Source organism: Paraburkholderia podalyriae, assembly GCF_014397785.1.
GTDB classification, from domain to species: Bacteria; Pseudomonadota; Gammaproteobacteria; order Burkholderiales; family Burkholderiaceae; genus Paraburkholderia; species Paraburkholderia podalyriae.
Map to the genome: position 1 here is coordinate 1 of NZ_VZQQ01000036.1, position 17,118 is coordinate 17,118.

At 60.7% G+C, this 17,118-nt stretch carries 12 protein-coding genes and 2 pseudogenes; 11 read left to right on the forward strand and 3 right to left on the reverse strand.

The features are described from left to right. Positions 1–345 precede the first annotated feature (345 nt). Entirely contained in the window at positions 346–879 is a 534-nt protein-coding gene (locus F6X42_RS29425) for a hypothetical protein (RefSeq protein WP_246530271.1), read from the reverse strand. Between the two features lie 627 nt (positions 880–1,506). On the opposite strand from F6X42_RS29425, the gene F6X42_RS29430 reads away from it, so the two are divergent. Together F6X42_RS29430 and F6X42_RS44325 are read left to right on the forward strand one after the other, a co-directional pair. Next, positions 1,507–2,172, forward strand: a complete 666-nt coding sequence (locus tag F6X42_RS29430; protein ID WP_187637559.1) for a hypothetical protein — start codon at positions 1,507–1,509, stop codon at positions 2,170–2,172. Between the two features lie 54 nt (positions 2,173–2,226). Continuing rightward, positions 2,227–2,664 (forward strand): annotated as a pseudogene (locus F6X42_RS44325) (RES domain-containing protein); the annotation flags it as partial. A gap of 58 nt (positions 2,665–2,722) precedes the next feature. Here F6X42_RS44325 and F6X42_RS29435 read toward each other — a convergent pair. Together F6X42_RS29435 and F6X42_RS46010 are read right to left on the reverse strand one after the other, a co-directional pair. Next, positions 2,723–2,788, reverse strand: a pseudogene (locus F6X42_RS29435) (transposase); the annotation flags it as partial. A gap of 645 nt (positions 2,789–3,433) precedes the next feature. Next, positions 3,434–4,033, reverse strand: a complete 600-nt coding sequence (locus F6X42_RS46010; RefSeq protein ID WP_187637560.1) for a lytic transglycosylase domain-containing protein — start codon at positions 4,031–4,033, stop codon at positions 3,434–3,436. Positions 4,034–5,485: 1,452 nt separating this feature from the next. Here F6X42_RS46010 and F6X42_RS29445 point away from each other — a divergent pair. The 9 genes from F6X42_RS29445 (at position 5,486) to F6X42_RS29485 (ending at position 17,078) form a co-directional block, all read left to right on the forward strand. After that, positions 5,486–6,319 (forward strand): phytanoyl-CoA dioxygenase family protein, encoded by an 834-nt coding sequence (locus tag F6X42_RS29445; protein ID WP_187637561.1) that lies wholly within the window; start codon positions 5,486–5,488, stop codon positions 6,317–6,319. Positions 6,320–6,336: 17 nt separating this feature from the next. Then, positions 6,337–6,750, forward strand: coding sequence for a RidA family protein (locus tag F6X42_RS29450; protein ID WP_187637562.1), 414 nt, complete (start codon positions 6,337–6,339; stop codon positions 6,748–6,750). A gap of 76 nt (positions 6,751–6,826) precedes the next feature. Continuing rightward, positions 6,827–8,191 carry a DUF1329 domain-containing protein gene (locus tag F6X42_RS29455; RefSeq protein WP_187637612.1) on the forward strand — a complete coding sequence of 455 codons (1,365 nt, stop codon included), beginning with the start codon at positions 6,827–6,829 and terminating at the stop codon, positions 8,189–8,191. 78 nt (positions 8,192–8,269) lie between these two features. Continuing rightward, positions 8,270–10,102 carry a DUF1302 domain-containing protein gene (locus F6X42_RS29460; RefSeq protein WP_187637563.1) on the forward strand — a complete coding sequence of 611 codons (1,833 nt, stop codon included), beginning with the start codon at positions 8,270–8,272 and terminating at the stop codon, positions 10,100–10,102. A gap of 64 nt (positions 10,103–10,166) precedes the next feature. After that, entirely contained in the window at positions 10,167–12,527 is a 2,361-nt protein-coding gene (locus tag F6X42_RS29465) for an efflux RND transporter permease subunit (protein ID WP_187637564.1), read from the forward strand. Positions 12,528–12,544: 17 nt separating this feature from the next. Continuing rightward, positions 12,545–13,510, forward strand: a complete 966-nt coding sequence (locus F6X42_RS29470; protein WP_187637565.1) for a WD40/YVTN/BNR-like repeat-containing protein — start codon at positions 12,545–12,547, stop codon at positions 13,508–13,510. 88 nt (positions 13,511–13,598) lie between these two features. Next, positions 13,599–15,077, forward strand: coding sequence for a flavin monoamine oxidase family protein (locus F6X42_RS29475; RefSeq protein WP_187637566.1), 1,479 nt, complete (start codon positions 13,599–13,601; stop codon positions 15,075–15,077). Positions 15,078–15,095: 18 nt separating this feature from the next. Next, entirely contained in the window at positions 15,096–15,758 is a 663-nt protein-coding gene (locus F6X42_RS29480) for a c-type cytochrome (RefSeq protein WP_512699636.1), read from the forward strand. A gap of 186 nt (positions 15,759–15,944) precedes the next feature. Beyond that, positions 15,945–17,078 (forward strand): saccharopine dehydrogenase family protein, encoded by a 1,134-nt coding sequence (locus tag F6X42_RS29485; RefSeq protein WP_187637568.1) that lies wholly within the window; start codon positions 15,945–15,947, stop codon positions 17,076–17,078. The last annotated feature ends 40 nt before the right edge of the window (positions 17,079–17,118 follow it).

Here is a 17,118-nt window from a genome sequence, read left to right on the forward strand (position 1 = left end):
CCAGGCGACGGCGGAATTCGGGACTATGGTTCGGGCGGCCTTTACGGCTGCCAGGCCTCTGAGTTGGCTCTGACAAAATGGTGTCCACCACTTCGAAAATGATGGACATCACTTTGATGCCGATTCTAGCGCCCGTCTACGACGGCCCATCGCGAGCCGCTTACACTTCAGCGCAAGCAGGCGCTGGAGGTGTATGGCTCCGAAGGCAGTGTAACGTGATAAGCCTTTAAGAAGCCTTATTAACGGTTGCCGATCTGGCAGCTGTGTGCGCTCCCGCGCATTGCCAGCACACAAAGGTTTGACGATCGTCAGTCTTCTGCGCACGTATTCTCTTACTGGCAGACCTTAAGCGCATGGCGCGATCGATGTTTGTTGCCCGTTAAACGTGAGCCAAAAGGTCACCGCGCGATCTGAGGGGTAGCTATCGGCGGCGCGGGTGTCGCGTGCTGCCCGATGGGCAAGCCTGTCCAGATAATCACTCGCCCGGACCACAATTTCCATACGCGTTACGGAAATCTGGCGATCGTATTCGTTGATCACGGCAGTGAGGCCATCGATTAACGTTTCAGGAATATCCCACGTCCCGGTGTTATCGGCCTCGATGAGGACATCTTCCAGGCCACCCTTAACGGCTTCAAGGACCTCGATATCAAGCTTCCCGTGGCCTGCCTGGGTGATAAACCTCGCGATGAGGGTGACCTGCGAGACGAGATTGATCAGGGATCGGTCAGCCTCGCCATTGCGCAAACGCTCAAGCGCGATCCGTGCGCGCAGCACCAGATCGGAGGCCTCTTTTCGCGGCATAGGGAGTAACAGCGCCTTTGAATGGGCTGCGGCCGATGGCTGAAGCAATGAAGGGTGTTTTTTCCTGTTCGGCATGTCCTGGGTCGGGCAATTCAGTTTCAAATCACATCTTGGGATGATTTCCCTGTGATCAAGAGTCACTGGGGCATTAAACATCACTCACCGAACTGTCTTCTGAGCGCAGACGGCCTCAACTGAATTGGCTGGCAGTGACTTTTCTCGCGAAATTGAGAGGCCCAGCAGGTGAGCCCGCGCGCCCGCCCCGGCCCGGAAAGCAGCTAACGGAAGCCGTCAGGGAGGCGCTTAGCGAGCTGGTCGGCTACGGTCCTGAAAACGGCTCAGGAAATCGCAGAATACGCAACTAACGGTCATGCCAATGAGCGGCGGCCACGGCCTCTCGGCCCACCAAAGGTCGAGCAGCAGAAGGGACGACCTCGTTAAGTGCTGGTGCGTTTCCGGACGCCCCGAGAGCGAATGCAGGCAACAACGGCAAAGGTTCACTTCACTTCCTTTACTCCCTTGACAACCTTGACGGCATTGCCATCTTCGGATTACTCTTGATCGTTCACACGGAGAGATGTCATGTCTACGGCAACCATACAAGCGTCAGAGTTTTCGCGGCTACTCGTGCGTGCGGCGAAGGTGCTCGATCGTACCGGCGCGCGGACCCCGGAAGCGATCCGCAAGGTCGTGGCGAGTTCCATGCAAGCCGATATCGGGCAGCTCCCCGCGAAAAAGCAGCAGAAGTTCGCGCAGTCGATCGCGCTGTTCGCACAGGGCTTCGATGATGCGCTGGCGGCGGTAACCGACGCGGCGGGCGAGACGGCGTCGGCTACGAAGCCTGAAACCGGCCACCGCCGTCGTGCGCCCGCGCAGCGCGCCCGTTCCGCAGTGGACATCAGGGCGGGGCGGCGCGTGGGCACATCCTCCGTCGAAGCGGAGATGTTTGCTGAGGCGATGGCAGCCCGAGCGAAGCTCGCAAAGGAAGGGCGATTGCTCGAGCCAGCGGAATTCATGCGACGTGCGGGCGTCACACGGCAGGCAATCAACCAGCGGCTGAAAACGGGATCGCTGTTCACTGTGGACGGCCCCAACGGGATCAGCTATTACCCGGCCTTTTTTGTGGACGAGAGCCTCGACCGGCGCACCGTTGCCCGCGTGTCCCGGGCGCTGAAAGGGCTGCCTGGCGCCAGCAAATGGTCGTTCTTCACGAATCCGCGGCGTTCGCTCGGCGGTCTTACCCCGCTGGAGGTGATCGGCGGCAAGCAGCCCGGGCGCAGGCAAGGCGGTCGCAACAGCATTGATCAGGTCGAGCAGATCAATCTGCCGATGGTTCTGCGGGCCGCAGCGGGCTACGCGGAGGAATAGCATTTGTCTGCTCGCGCCCTCAAGAATCCCGCAAGGAATTTCAGCACACTTGAATTGCCGCTCGTCACCGTAAAAGCAGAGCGCCTGGTCCGTATCTCGAGCTACGAGTCAGGCGAGCCGCATTTTGGGAGAACTGCAAGTCACCGATTCGACGATGCCAGAAGGGAATACGGGACCAGTTACTTTGGTCTGAGTCTGGCAACTGCCGTCGCAGAGTCCCTGCTTCACGACCTCGAGCCAGTTGGGACCCGATATCATGTTGCGGCCGATGAAGTGAAGCGTCGCTTTATACACAGATTCGACGGCAAGGACCTGGCGCTCGCTGATCTGACGGGCCAAAGCATGAACATTCTTGGCGCGCACGCCGGGCTGTTTGGTACGGCAAACTACAGCATTCCGATGCGCTGGTCCCGGGCGATCTATACCCATCCGGCTGACGTGGACGGAATACTCTACGTCTCGCGCATGATGGCTCCCCACCTGGCTGTCGTGCTTTTTGATCGAGGCGGAAGTATCGGGCTCACGCAGCGCAAGCCCTCCAGCGCACTGGCGAGTTGGAGATGGCCACGCGATGCGTATAGCGCGACAGATAGGCGAGCACCGCCTCCGGTCCCGCGGTTCTGGTTGACGGTATGGAGTCTGACGGTATACGCAAAGGCAAAACTAGCGCTTGCGCCCGTGCTGACCGATACGAAGCTCGGGAACCTTTAAGTCCAGGACAGGCTGTACAAAGTCTTTGACCCAGACAGCCTGTACGCTGTTGTCAATCCCGGCGGAGTCGTCACGTTCAGGCTCGACCACCTCCGCTGAGACCCTTCGCGCACCAGCATCACGGCCTCGACCTCGACCACCATCCCGTGCGGCAACGATCCCAGGCCAAAGGCGGAGCTCGCGTGGCGGCCGGCTTCGTCGAAAAGCAGCCGTGATGACTTCAGAGAAGCCATTGATCACCTTCGGATGATGGCGGAATCCTGATGCGGCATGGACCATGCCGAGGACCTTTAGCACGCCCTCAACGCGATCCAGGTCGCGAGGCCAAGCTTCACGGTCGCGAGGCCAAGCTTCACGGTCGCGAGGCCAAGCTTCACGGTCGCGAGCATCTGCAAAGCCACGTAGGGGGCAGCTTCATAACCCGCCGACAATCCGGCGACACTACCGAATGAATCAGGAGGGCGACTTGGCTTCGCGCGCAATTTGGTTTTGAGCTCGGTGCGTACTATCGCTTCTTGAGTTTCTCAACCGAATCCAAACAAGGCCGCGACTATAAACCGAATTCCGCTTTCATCATGCTCAAGCGATCGACTACCCGTCGTGTATAGCCCTTGGCGCCCCCGCTATAGCGATATAACGCGTCCTCGAGGTTTCCACCTGACGCTCTTATATATTCTCGCAGAATTGCGGACCCGATGCGGACGTTCGTGCGTGCGTCGGTCAAATCAGACGTGCGAAGGGCGCGGTCTCTGTGTTGAGATGGTAGCACTTGCATGAGTCCCTTGGCGCCAACCACACTTACCGCAAATCGGTCGAAACTAGATTCGACCGCGATCACTGCAAGCAATAACAACGGTGAGATTGTGTAGCGCCTCGCCGCAATTAGCACCGCGTGACCGATTTCCAAGGCGTCGTGCAATCCTATATGGAAGCGGGCACTTACAACAGCTGCGATCTCCTCTGCAGAGGGCGCTTCCTCTGGCGGCACGTCGACAGTTTGCGTGCACGTCGGCCAAGCCGGTGCAACAGCGCCATAACACTGTCCCGTTAGCGAGTAGAAAACCACAATCGACGCGAGGACAATATCGCGGAGGCGGTGAGCACTAGTGCGTAACCACCCAATCGAATCTTCGCTGAGGTTCGTGAACACGGTCTATGTTCCTCAATATCAAGTGGTCACGAGCGGTTCAAGCGGTGCTTCCCCAAGAACAGCCTGACGACGGCAATTAAAAGCGATAAGGTAAAAATCAAAGGATCCCGTACTGTCCAATTCAGTGGTCAAAGTGGAAACAATCTGCCCAGCGACGACCGCTGCGTAAGCATCGGAGTCGCCAATCCAAGCGCTTTGGCGCCAAATCAATTCGAGCGGCGCGCGTTTCGCTGGCAACCGACTCGCGAACGCTGTTGGCAATGCGCTGCAGCGCCTTTAGGAACCCGGAATAATTGTCAAACCGCGAGATCAATTGCTGAAAATTACAGGCGCAACCCTTTTGAGAAATTGACAGCCATATTCGCTTCAGTTTTGATCGGTTCAATTTCTCATTGACGAGATGGCGCGTTTTCACCTCATGTGCCCGCAGTACGGGTGGAAGTGCAATACGCAAACGTCACAGTATGCAAACCTGACTAAAGTCTACAGTCCGACGGTAAACGTTCTTGTTCAGCCACGGCACGAACGTGTATTCGTCGTATGCATTGCTGCCCATATAGATCCAATTGCTGAGAATGCCGGACATCACGATCTCCCACCTTTTCCGCCGCTGAGGGGCGCCGCACCGGCTTCGCGACAAAAGCCGCTCCAAGCCACGTTTCCACGCCTTCCGATGCCAAGGCGCCGGGTTGCTAACTCGATCGACTGCAGCACGTCGCTGCCAAAAGGGAAGACCACACGCAAAAGGGCATTGCAGATATCCCCGAAGATCTTTCAGGTAGTACACAAAGACTAAGATAGGTACGTTTACCAAATAAAGCAAGGAAAATTTCGGCGGCGTGTCCGTTGCCTTCCGTCCGTGAAGGGCGCCCTCGTTCGCTCAAGATGCTTGCAGATGCCGCAACCATGTTCCGCGACTAACCGTGGGGTCGGCAGGCTGGTGTGTAACCCTGTGAAGACGGGGAATACCCCGTCATTTACTCCTTCTTCATTTTTCCATCATGACCTAATTTAGGCAGCATTTTCTACGAAGACGCTAGGGGGCGGAGCGAACGGCGAGGACACCGCCGTCTGGCCATAAGTCTTCTTGGCTAGCAGCAACTGGCACGGTGCCGGCAGTTCTTCGGCTGGGGTATAGAAAACCCTGGACCCATGGCCTGCTGCTTCTTCGAAGACACGGGCTACAAGACCCAACAACGCCAATCCGTTCGCGAAGGGCGCCCGGACGACCTGGTCGGACAGATGTCGTTCAGCGGACTGTTCGCGGATCTGTTGGCCCGGACCACGCCTGGTACTTCGCCATTGCCACCGATCCGCACACACAGGGAATTCCCTCTCTTTTTTCTTTTTTCATTATTTGTATCATGACCTAACTTTAGTAGCGTTTTCTACTAGGCGCCGCGGGGAAGCGATTGCAACCAAGCCGCCGATTGATGATTCAGGATTTCAGCCATGGATGAAGCCACGCGCAAGGCGTTCGCCGAGGACGGTGCCGTTCTGGTCAAAGGTCTTCTCAGCGAGCAGCAGTTGGCGCGGTGCCGGCAGGTCTTCGACTGGGGCATAGAGAACCCCGGGCCCATGGCCTGCAGCCTGTTCGAAGGCACGGTGCACAAGACGCACAACGACAACGCCAATCCGTTTGCAAAGGAGCGTCTGGACGAGCTGGCTGGCGAACTGCCGTTCGGCCGACTGTTCGCGGACCTGTGGGGCTCGGATCACGTCTGGTATTTCGCGGAGGAACTGTTCCTCAAAAGCGGAGGCAGGAGCGGTCGCTCGCCGTGGCATCAGGACACTTCCTACCTGCCATGGGAGGGCATGCACTTCGGCAATGCCTGGATCAGTTTCGAGGCCGTACCTAAACAGAATGCGCTCGAGATTGTGTGCGGCTCGCATCGAGGCCCGCGTCACGACGGCACGACCTTTCAAAACGCTGAAGATCCGACTGATCCTCTGCATGGCAGCGATATCTGGCCGCGCCTGCCGAATATCGAAGCTGAGCGCCGCGTCGACCCGGCTGCCTACGACATCATTTCGTGGGCGACTGAGCCCGGCGACGTCCTGCTGCTGCATCCCGGCGTGCTGCACGGCGGCGGCGCGGTGGACTCCGCATTTCCGGATCGCCACACGCTCGTGCTGCGCTTCTTCGGCGACGACGCGGTTTTCAGTCCGCTTCCACAACCGAGTGTCTCAGGCTTCACACCGGCGGGCGTCTTGTTCCTCGACGAGCTTGCCGGGTTAAGAGAAGGCGATCCGTTTCGCGCGCCGTGTTTCCGTCAACTCGTCTGATCATAGGAACCCACATCATGACAACCTCCACCAGGCGGCAATCGATCGTTCCGCCGCCGTTCCAGTCGTTCTACGACGCCTACCATTTTTCGCCCGCGACCCGCGTCGGGGACACGATCTGGATCTCCGGCCAGGTTGGCATCGGACCGGATATGAAAGCCGGTGAGGGCATGCAGGCGCAGGCCCGCATTGCCTTCGAGTCCCTGAAAGCCGTGCTCGAGACGGCAGGCGGGACCCTTGCCGATGTTGTGGAACTGACGACCTTCCACACGGACCTGCGCGGCGCGATCGAGGCCTTTTCGGCGGTGAAGGACGCGTACTTCCCGACGCGCTATCCGTCGTGGACGGCGGTTGGCGTAACACAGCTGGCGCTTGCCGAGTTGTGTATCGAGATTCGGGCGGTGGCCGTGGCCGGGTGCGGCGAGGGCTGAGCAGTTCGGTTCAAAGACATTCAGTTTGAATCAAACGATATGTACAGCGAATGAAAGTGGTATAGGACGGAGAGTCATGATGAGAAAGCACACAATCGGAGCCGTATCTGCAATCACGGCGGCGTTATTGTTCATGGCCGGAGTGGCCGCTGCCGACGACCTCACGCCAGTCGGCGGCGAGCGCGCGGCGAGCAAGGACGGGCTCGTCCCGGCGTTTGCCGGCAGGGAACCCACGCCCGCAGGCTGGGAATGGGGCAAGGTTCGCGGCGACTTCTGGACGCACAAGAACGAAAAACCCCTGTACACGATCGATGCGTCGAACGTCGACAAATACGCCGACAAATTGGCGCCGGGGCAGATCCAGCTCATCAAGCAGTTGAAGGGCTACCGCATGGACGTCTATCCGTCCCATCGCGAATGCCAGTTGCCGGATTTCGCCGAGCAGAATTCGAAGGCCAATCTCATGACGGCGAAACTCGCTTCGGATGGCGAGACGGTGCAGGCCGCAGTGCTCCCCGGGGTAGCCTTCCCGGAGCCGAAGAACGGCGCCGAAGCGATCCTCAACTACGAGACGCGTTATCGCGGCGAGGGTATCGAGTGGTCGCCGGTCGTCACGTCCATTTCCCCGCGCCCCGGCAACGGTGACTGGATCGACGCAATCGGTCCGCAGGCGTTCTATTTCCCGGCGGGCAAGGAGGGCAAGACCACACCGCAGGACGTCGACCAGTTCAACCTGGGCGCCTATTTCTCGGTCGATTCACCCGCGGCGCTGGCCGGTCAGGCCTTCGTGCAGCGCCAGTACTTCGACAAGGACTCGGAAACGTACTACTACTTTCCTGGCCAACGCCGCGTGAGGCGCATGCCGGCCTATACGCACGATGCGCCGCTGATCGGTTTCGAAAATCAGTATCTGATCGACGAATCCAACATGTTCAATGGCTCCATTGACCGGTTTAACTGGAAGCTCGTGGGCAAGAAGGAAATGATCGTCCCGTATGACGATTTCGGCATGTACGGCTTTAAAGACAAGCTGCACGACGTCGCCACGCCCAACGGCATTTCGTCCGATCATCGTCGTTACGAGGTACACCGCGTCTGGGTAGTGGAGGCAACGCTTAAGCCATCGGCCCGCCACGTCGCTTCAAAAAAGGTCTTCTATCTGGATGAGGACAGCTGGCTCGCGCTCGTGGGCGAGGACTATGACGCGCAGGGCAAGCTTTGGAAGATGCGCGAGAGCTACCCGATCCCGGTATGGGAACTGGGCGGCGCCTGCGATAACGAGCCGATGGTGCAGTACGACCTCAACAATGGACGCTACGTCTTTGACGCCTCGTCGATCGGCCAGGGCAAGGACGTCCGCTGGTACCAGCAGGCCAACGATCCTCGTTTCAAGACCGACTTCTACTCGGCCGAATCCCTGCGGTCGGTGAGCGAGCGCTGAAGTTCGGCAAACCACAAAAGGGGGCCGGGGCGCATCGATGAGGCGCGCCGGCAATGAGATTGGCTGCAGGGGAGAATCATGAAAACGAAGACGTTAGGAAGGACTGCTACGGTCTCGCTGGCGATCGCCGGTGCGGCTGCTACCTCCAGCGCGTATGGGTACGAGTTTTCGACCGGGATCAACGATCTTACCGGCTCGTGGGTGACCAACCTCACGGCAGGCGCTGGCATCCGCACCAAAAACCCGAGCTGCTCGCTCACGGGTGACCCGAACGCGTTTGACTGTGGAGCAGCCGCAAATGTGAACCAGTGGGGCGTTGGCGACAACGGCAACCTGAACTATCGCAAGGGTCAACCTTTCAGCACCTACATCAGCGCAACGAGCGAGCTGCTCTTCAAGATGCCGAGCGAGGGACTCAAGTTCATGATCCGTGGCACGGGCATGTACGACTTTCTTGCCGGTGATACGAACAGAACGCCGCTATCGAGCACCGCGTCGGCGCAGGTCGTTTATGACGTGCAGTTGCTCGATCTATGGGGTGAGAAGGATTTTACGATCGGCGGCAACGCCGCGCATGTGCGGCTCGGCAATCAGGTGATCAACTGGGGAGAAAGCATCTTCGCGATGGGTGGCGTGAACGCCACCAATTCGCTGGATGTCCAGAAGCTGCTGATTCCCGGCTCGCAACTCAAGCAGGCGCTCTTGCCCGCGCCCATGATCAGCTTCGCCGCCGATCTTTCTCATGGATTCAGTACGGAGGATTACTACCAATTTCAGTGGAACGGCAACCGCTATCCGCCGGTCGGTTCCTACTGGTCGGTGTCCAATAGCCTCGGCCGCGGGACGGAGCCATATACGGTCAGCACCAACAACCTCAACGTGGCCGGCCCGAGCGCCGGCACGATCGCCGGGCCTGCCAGCGGCAACCAGAATACGCTCAACGGTATCTACACGGGTCTCGTCAACGGCGCTTTCGCCGGGCCGCCGTACAACGTGATCGGCCTTCCGGTCGAGTGGCAGGCGCCATCAAAGTACAAGCCCCAGTTCGGCGTGAAGTTCAACTATTCGCCGCGGTCGTTCGACGCAAACTTCGCGATCTACTACCTGAACTATACCGACAAGTCGCCGGTGCTTTCGTCGCTGGCCAACGGGACATTGCAGTGGTCGTATCTGCAGAACCGTCAGCTTTTTGGAGCAAGCGCAAACTTCGGGCTTGGCCCCTGGGCGATCGGCACGGAGCTTTCGTACCGGCCTCATGACGCCGTAGCGCTGTCAAGCTGTTATGGCGCGGGTGGACCGCTCGACCTGAATACCAACGGCGTGGCAGGCATCGACTGCCAGCAATGGGCCGATAAAAAGAGATTCCAGTACGACATCAACGGCATTCTCGCGCTCACACGCAGCGAATATCCGTTTCTCAAACTGGTCGGCGCAGACGCTGCGGCGCTCACCTGGGAACTCACGTGGATCTACTACCCGGGTCTAGGCTCGAATGGCGTTACGCGCACGGTCAACGGGCAGAGCGTCACGCAGGTGCCGATGGCGGGATATTTCCCATGGCTGAACAACAACTCGAACCTGGGCTATCCGATCGCTATGGGACAGGGAACGTCGAGCTCGGTGGGCGCCACGGTGGACTTCAACTGGACCTATGACGGTTCTCTGATTCATGGCTGGCAGGTGACGCCGGGCATTACTTTTGCCGATGGCCTGTACGGCTATACCCCGACACTGAGTGCGAACTACATGCAGGGGGCGAAGTCGTTGAACCTCTACGTGCTGTTCAACCAGAACCCCACGGTGTGGCAGGCGGGAATCAACTACACGCTGTTCTGGGGAGGGCACAACACGGTCGGACAGCCTTATGCGGACCGAAACTTCGTCGGGATGTTCGTCACCCGCAACTTCTGACGATTCATCAGCTAGAAGGCGATCCCGCGCGCGGAGTCGTCGATACACCTGAGGGGATAATGCCGTGTTAAATCGCCTGGTAAAAACGCTGGAACGGGTCTTCTTCGGTTACCGTGCGGCGGTGCTCGTGAGCATCGTCGTGTTCACCGCCGTCATGGCCTTTTTCGCGGTGCAATTGCGCATGGATGCCGGCTTCGAGAAGCAGATGCCGATCGGCCACGAATACATCCAGACCTTCCAGAAGTACCGCTCCGATCTGCTCGGCGCGAACCGGATCACCGTGGTCGTGCGCGCCCGCAAGGGCCCGATCTGGACGAAGGACGGGCTCACGCGTCTGTATCGGGTGACCCAGGCGGTGACGTACCTGCCGAGCGTGGACCGCATTGGCGTGCAGTCACTGTGGACGCCGAACGCCTATGTGAACGAGATCACCGACGAGGGCTTCCGTGCCGAGCCGATCATCTCCGGAACGATCACGCCTGAGCAGCTCACGCCGGACGTCGTCGCGAAGATCCGCCGCGCGACCACACTCGGCGGCTATGTCGGCACGCTCGTTTCGCACAACGAAGACAGCGCCATGATTACGGCGGAGCTCAACGAGCGCGACCGCAACGGCAAGGTTCTCGACTACGTAGCGTTCAACCACCTGCTCGAAGCACAGATCCGCAAGCCGTTCGAAGACGCGGGCTATGAAATCCAGATCATCGGTTTTGCCAAGCAGATTGGCGATATCGCCGATGGCGCGACCGCCGTGCTCGGCTTCTGCGGCATTGCACTGCTGCTGACTGCGCTCGCGGTCTACTGGTACTGCCATTCGGTGCGTTTCACGGTGCTGCTGATCTCGTGCTCACTCACGTCGCTCGTCTGGCAGTTCGGCACGCTCAAGCTGCTGGGCTTCGGACTGGACCCGCTCGCGGTGCTGGTGCCATTCCTCGTCTTTGCGATTGGCGTCTCGCACGGCGTGCAGCAGGTCAACTTCATCGTGCGCGAGATCGCTCACGGTAACAGCTCGTTCGATGCGGCGCGGCACAGCTTCAGCGGTCTGCTGATTCCGGGCGTGCTGGCACTTGTCACCGCATTCGTGTCGTTCATCACGCTGCTGCTGATTCCGATTCCGATGGTGCGGGAACTGGCCATCACGGCCTCGCTCGGTGTCGCATACAAGATCGTGACGAACCTCGTGCTGCTGCCGCTCGCGGCGTCGTGCTTCAACTTCACGAAGCGCTATGCGGATAGCGCGCTCAAGCGCAGCGAGCGGCGCTCGGAGTGGCTGCGCGGGCTCGCGCGCATCGCCCAGCCGCGCTACGCGGCTGGCACCGTGGCATTGACGCTGGTGGTATTCGCACTCGCCGCGTGGCAAAGCCGCGACCGCGTGATCGGCACGCTGCAGCCGGGCGCACCCGAGTTGCGTGCGGACGCGCGTTTCAACCGTGACGCCGCATCGATTGCTTCGAGCTACGACATCGGCCTCGACTGGCTCACGGTCGCGATCGAGTCGACGCAGAAAGGCTGCGATAACCCGGCAGTCGGCCTGTACGAGGACGACCTCACGAGCGCGATGCGCACCGAGCCCGGCGTGGTGTCGGCACAGTCGTACTCGGCGATGCTGCGGCGCTACAACCAGGGCTACAACGAGGACTATCCGAAGATGAATGTCGTGCCGATCGACCCGGAGAACTACGGCTCGGTTTCGGTGGACGTGGGCCGGGTGAAGGGTTTCATGAAGGCGGATTGCAGCATGACGGCGGTGCATCTGTTCCTCACCGATCACAAGGCTACGACGATCAGCCGGATTCTGGATGACGTGAAGGCGTATCGCGCAACGCATTCATTCCCCGGCATCACCCTGCGTCTCGCGGCCGGCAATGCGGGCGTACTCGCCGCAACCAACGAGGAGGTGGCTGCAAGCGAGTTGCCGATGATGCTTTACGTGTACGCGGCGATCCTGATCCTCGTGTTCCTCGCCTATCGCGACTGGCGCGCGATGCTGGCGTGCTGCCTGCCGCTCTCGGTGGCGACTTTCATCGGCTACTGGTTCATGAAGGAACTGCAGATCGGGCTCACGGTGGCCACGCTTCCTGTGATGGTGCTGGCCGTGGGCATTGGCGTTGATTACGCGTTCTATATCTACAACCGGCTGCAGGTGCATCTGGCGGGCGCCCAGAACATCGTCAAGGCGGTGCAGCACGCGATGCTCGAAGTGGGCGTGGCGACGATTTTCACGGCGATCACGCTGGCGATCGGGGTGGCGACGTGGAGCTTCTCGGCGCTGAAGTTCCAGGCTGACATGGGCAAGCTGCTGGCGTTCATGTTCCTCGTGAACCTGCTGATGGCGATGACGGCACTGCCCGCACTCGCCTCGGTGCTGGAACGGTGGTTCCCGAGGCGCAAACCGGCCCGTGCGCCCGGACTCTTCAGTCATTGAACATGGGAGACGCAGTCATGATCAAGATGCTTATCGCCTGTGCCGCGCTGTGCGCGAGTGCGGCAGTCTGGGCCCTGCCGCCGGGAACCGTTGCGGACTGGGCGGCCAAACCCGCGCACGCGTGGAGCGCGCCGGCGCACATGATGTTGATGGACGCGGCGCGTGCAGGTAAGCGCATCGTGGCGGTGGGCGAGCACGGCGTGATCGTTCTATCGGATGACGAAGGAAAGACGTGGCGCCAGGTCCGGCAGGCGCCGGTCTCGGCCACGCTTTCGGCGGTGACGTTCATCGATGCGCAGCGCGGCTGGGCGGTCGGCCAGTGGGGCGTGATTCTCGCGACCACCGATGGCGGCGAAACGTGGGAGAGACAGCGCATGAACCTCTCGGTGGACCAGCCGCTGTTCTCGGTTCTGTTCACGAGCGAGAGGGACGGCCTGGCGGTAGGCCTGTGGTCGCTGATGCTGGCCACACACGATGGCGGCAAGACGTGGGCCAAAGTGACCGTGCCGAAGCCGCCAGGCGGCACGAGGGCGGACCGCAACCTGTACCACATCTTCGCGGACCGTCAGGGCGCGCTTTTTATCGATTCGGAACAAGGCATGGTGCTGAAGTCCACGGACGGTGGCGCGAACTGGAGTTATCTGGCGACGGGCGGCAAGGGCACGCTGTGGACGGGCGTGGCGCTACCCGACGGGCGGATCGTGGTGGGCGGCCTGCTGGGCAGCCTGTACCAGAGCAGCGACGGCGGGGCGACGTGGGCGGCGCTGAACGCGGGCACGAAGAGTTCGATCACCGATCTCGTGGCGACTCGAAACGGATTGATGGGCGTCGGGCTCGATGGCCTTGTGTTCCGGCAACGCGAGGGCAGCACGTCGTTCGAAGTTCAGCAGCGCGACGATCGCGCGACGCTCACCGCTGCAGTGATCGATGACGCCGGCAAACCGGTCTTGATTTCGCAGGACGGGGTGCTGGCGGCACGTTGAGAAACGCCAGTCGCTACCTTGTCAGAACGTTCTCCTTAGGTGCAGAGAAGAAAGGGGAGAAATAATGAAACTGAATTGGGCATCAAGCATGGATCGGAAAAATAAGCCGGATGCACAGACCCGGCGTCAGCTGCTACGCGTTACGGCGTTGGGCGCGGCGTCACTTGCGGCCGGCGGCATGTCGCTGGCGCAGGCCGCCGTAAAAACGCCCATCAACGGCGACATTCTGGACGTCGCGATCATCGGCGCGGGTCTAGCAGGACTGACCGCGGGTCGCGACCTCAAACAGGCCGGATGTGATTCGTTCGTCGTGCTCGAGGCACGCAACCGCGTCGGTGGGCGCACCTATAACCATGACCTCGGACAAGGCGTCGTTGCCGAAGCCGGAGGGCAGTGGATCGGTCCCGGCCAGACGGCGATCTTCGATCTGGCACGTCAACTCGAGATCGATACGTTTCCGAGCTGGTACACCGGCAAGACCGTGGTGATGGCGGAAGGCGCCACGATGGCCCAGGACTTTCATGGCGGGACTGGCGGCGACGACACGATCGGGAACCGGCTTGCCGAACTGTCGCGCGGTGTGCCGTCCGGCGCGCCATGGAAGGCGCCGCATCTGGCGGAACTGGACAAGCTCTCCTACGGCGAGTGGCTCCTGCAGCAGGGCGTGAAATACGAGGACGGGTATTTCCTCGCGCTGGCCGCGAAGCTGACCACGGGCGGTGCGCCGGCGCAGTTGGGGCTGCTGCATTACTTATCGATGATCAACAGTGCAAGCTGCAACTACACGCAGCTCGAAGCGTTCAAGGGCGGCGCGCAGGAAACACGCATCGTCGGCGGCTCGCAGCGTCTGAGCATCAAGATGGCCGAGCAACTGGGCGACAAGGTCAGGCTGTCCTCGCCGGTGCGCAGGATCGCGGGCTGGGATCACGATGTCGTTGAGCTTCACACCGATCAGGGCGTCCTCAAGGCGCGTCGTGTGATCGTTGCGATGAATCCGGCCCTTTGCAATCAGGTCGTTTTCGATCCGCCGTTGCCCGGCGGACGGGCGCAACTCCAGCAGAACTGGCCCACGAATGCCCCCATGCGCAAGACGGTCCACGTCTACGACAAGCCGTTCTGGCGTGACGCCGGATACTGCGGAACGATCTTCCAGGTCGGCGGCCCGGTCTTCATGGCCTACGACAACTCGCCACCCGATGCGTCGCTGGGCGTGATCGCCGCATTCGTTGCACCGGGGATGTTGCCGGACGATTCGGCGATGGCCGAAAAGACCCTGTCGGCCACTTTTGCCAAGGCATTCGGGGACCGCGCGCTGCATCCGACGCAGTTCCACGACTACGACTGGGGCCGGGTCGATCGCTGGACCCTGCATTGCATCAACCCCATGCCGCCGGGCTTCTGGACGAAGTGGGGCAAGTATCTGCATCCCGAAGTGGGGCGTCTGATCTGGTCAGGGACCGAAACCGCGGACATCTGGGCCGGCGCGATGGACGGTGCAGTGCGTTCGGGCCACCGCGCTGCCTTGCGGGCGCTGGCCGGTTTCACTCGACGCGGCGAGGTGGCGTGAATGAGACGCACATGGATCGTGAGCACAGCCGTCGTGCTGGCAGGCGTAGTGAGCGTGGGAGCGCTCTACGGACGCGATTGCCTCGACGGCATGCAGTTTGAGAAAGCGATGAGCGAGGTCGACAAGACGGAGGTGGCCAACGGCGGCCCCTGGCCGCAACGTCAGGAGACCTGCTACTTCTGCCACGGTGCGCACGGGCAATCCGTCAACGCCTGGTATCCGGCGCTGTCCGGGCAGCCAGAGGCTTATCTCGTCGCCCAGTTGCACGCGTTTGCCGGTGGGCAGCGACCCGACCCCTACATGGGTGCGATTGCGAGGGAGCTTACGGACGGGCAGATCAAAGCACTGGCTGCCTATTTCTCGCGGCAGACGTCGGCCCAAAACGAAGCGGTGCACGGCCAGCCGGCGCTCGAAAAGCGGGGCATGGAACTCGTGTCGGCGAAAAGCTGCCAGGCCTGCCACGGGGCAGCGTTCATGGGCCGGGAACAGGTGCCGCGGCTGGCCGGCCAGGGCGAAGCCTATCTCGCGAAGCAGCTTGCTGCGTTCAAGACGGGCGAACGTCGTGACCCGAGCGACGCAATGAACGGGATGGCCGCTACATTGTCCGGCGAAGACATCCATGCGGTGGCCAGCTACCTTGCGGGCTTGACGCCGGGAGGCAGCAGCGCAGGCATGCAATAGCCGTTATGGCATAGAGCGACAGGAGCCGGGAACAGGCAGGAAATAACCTGCTTTTTTTAAATCTACGTATTTTGTAATCTGACCTATATTTTGTATTGTGTTCTATAAAATAGGAGCGCATTATCGCGGCAAGCCCGGCATCAAGCCGACGCAAACATTCCACCAATCAGGTTTCAGGAGGCAAGTATGGCAAAGCATCCCGTCGTCGTTTATGGCGCAAGCGGTTACACCGGCATGTTGATCATGGACTGGCTCATCGACCAGGACATTCCCTTTACGGCGGTTGCGCGCAATGCGAAGCGCACGCAGGACATGATGGCGCAGCGGGTCGTGCGCCTCGAATCGGCGAACTACGAAATCATCGAGGCCGACCACAATGTTGATGCGCTCGTGAATGCATTTCGAGGTGCGAAGGTCGTGTGCACCACCGTAGGGCCGTTCTTCGATTTCGGGCTGGTTGCGGTAGAGGCGGCACTCAAGGCAGGGTGTCACTACCTCGACACCACCGGCGAGCAACACTTCATCCGCGAGGCGCGCGATCAATTTGGCGAGTTGTACCGTCAGGCTGGTCTGCTGTTGTCGCCGTCGAACGCGTACATGTACACGTTCGCGGAAATTGCCGCCGAGCTGGCACTCGAGACGCCGGGTGTCGACGCGCTGGAGACGGCGACCTTGACGCGCGGCCCGCGCGGTGCCGGCGCCGGTGTGAGCGTCGGTTCCACGGCGACCATCTTCGGAGGCTACCGCCAGGAGTCGTGCTATCTGTGGGAAAAGGAGCTGGTGCCGCATGACAAGCACGCTTCATTCAACGTTGCCTCCCCCGATTTCCTTCAGCCCGTGTTCGCGCTCCCTTGGGGTGGCACGTCGCTGCCGGTGTACTTCGAGCACGATCCGCGCGTGCGCAGCTGCATTTCTTGCGTCGGCTTCTACGACAACAACGCGATGCAGATGGTGCATGTGCTCGGACAGAAGTGGGATGCCGAGTACGCGAACCTGCCCCGCGAGCACCAGGATGCGGTGCTCAAGCAGCTCGTCGATTCCACCACGCCGGCCATGCCGCCGCGCGAGCGCACCTCGCTTCATCGCACTGTCGACTTCGCGATCGGTCGCGGCCAGCTTGCAGCGGTGCGTGCAACCCTGCACGGCATCACGCCGTACATCTCCACTGGCGCCATTCATGCGGCCGGTGCCATCAAGCTGCTTGACGGCGAGACCGCCAGGGTGGGCTTCGCTTCAGGTTCGAAGGCATTCGGGCAACGCTATCTGCTCGGGTTCCTCGAGCAGCGTGGGCTGGCGCGCGCAACGATCGCGCAGCTGTAAGCGCCGCGCGTGCAGATTCCGGAATGACTCAGGGAAACAT

What these genes read in the sequence shown, in the direction of transcription:
- F6X42_RS29475 (WP_187637566.1), top strand. Translation starts at nt 13,599, where the DNA reads ATGGATCGGAAAAATAAGCCGGATGCACAGACCCGGCGTCAGCTGCTA.
- F6X42_RS29450 (WP_187637562.1), top strand. Translation starts at nt 6,337, where the DNA reads ATGACAACCTCCACCAGGCGGCAATCGATCGTTCCGCCGCCGTTCCAG.
- F6X42_RS29425 (WP_246530271.1), bottom strand. Translation starts at nt 879, where the DNA reads ATGCCGAACAGGAAAAAACACCCTTCATTGCTTCAGCCATCGGCCGCA.
- F6X42_RS29445 (WP_187637561.1), top strand. Translation starts at nt 5,486, where the DNA reads ATGGATGAAGCCACGCGCAAGGCGTTCGCCGAGGACGGTGCCGTTCTG.
- F6X42_RS29430 (WP_187637559.1), top strand. Translation starts at nt 1,507, where the DNA reads ATGCAAGCCGATATCGGGCAGCTCCCCGCGAAAAAGCAGCAGAAGTTC.
- F6X42_RS29470 (WP_187637565.1), top strand. Translation starts at nt 12,545, where the DNA reads ATGATCAAGATGCTTATCGCCTGTGCCGCGCTGTGCGCGAGTGCGGCA.
- F6X42_RS29455 (WP_187637612.1), top strand. Translation starts at nt 6,827, where the DNA reads ATGATGAGAAAGCACACAATCGGAGCCGTATCTGCAATCACGGCGGCG.
- F6X42_RS29460 (WP_187637563.1), top strand. Translation starts at nt 8,270, where the DNA reads ATGAAAACGAAGACGTTAGGAAGGACTGCTACGGTCTCGCTGGCGATC.
- F6X42_RS29485 (WP_187637568.1), top strand. Translation starts at nt 15,945, where the DNA reads ATGGCAAAGCATCCCGTCGTCGTTTATGGCGCAAGCGGTTACACCGGC.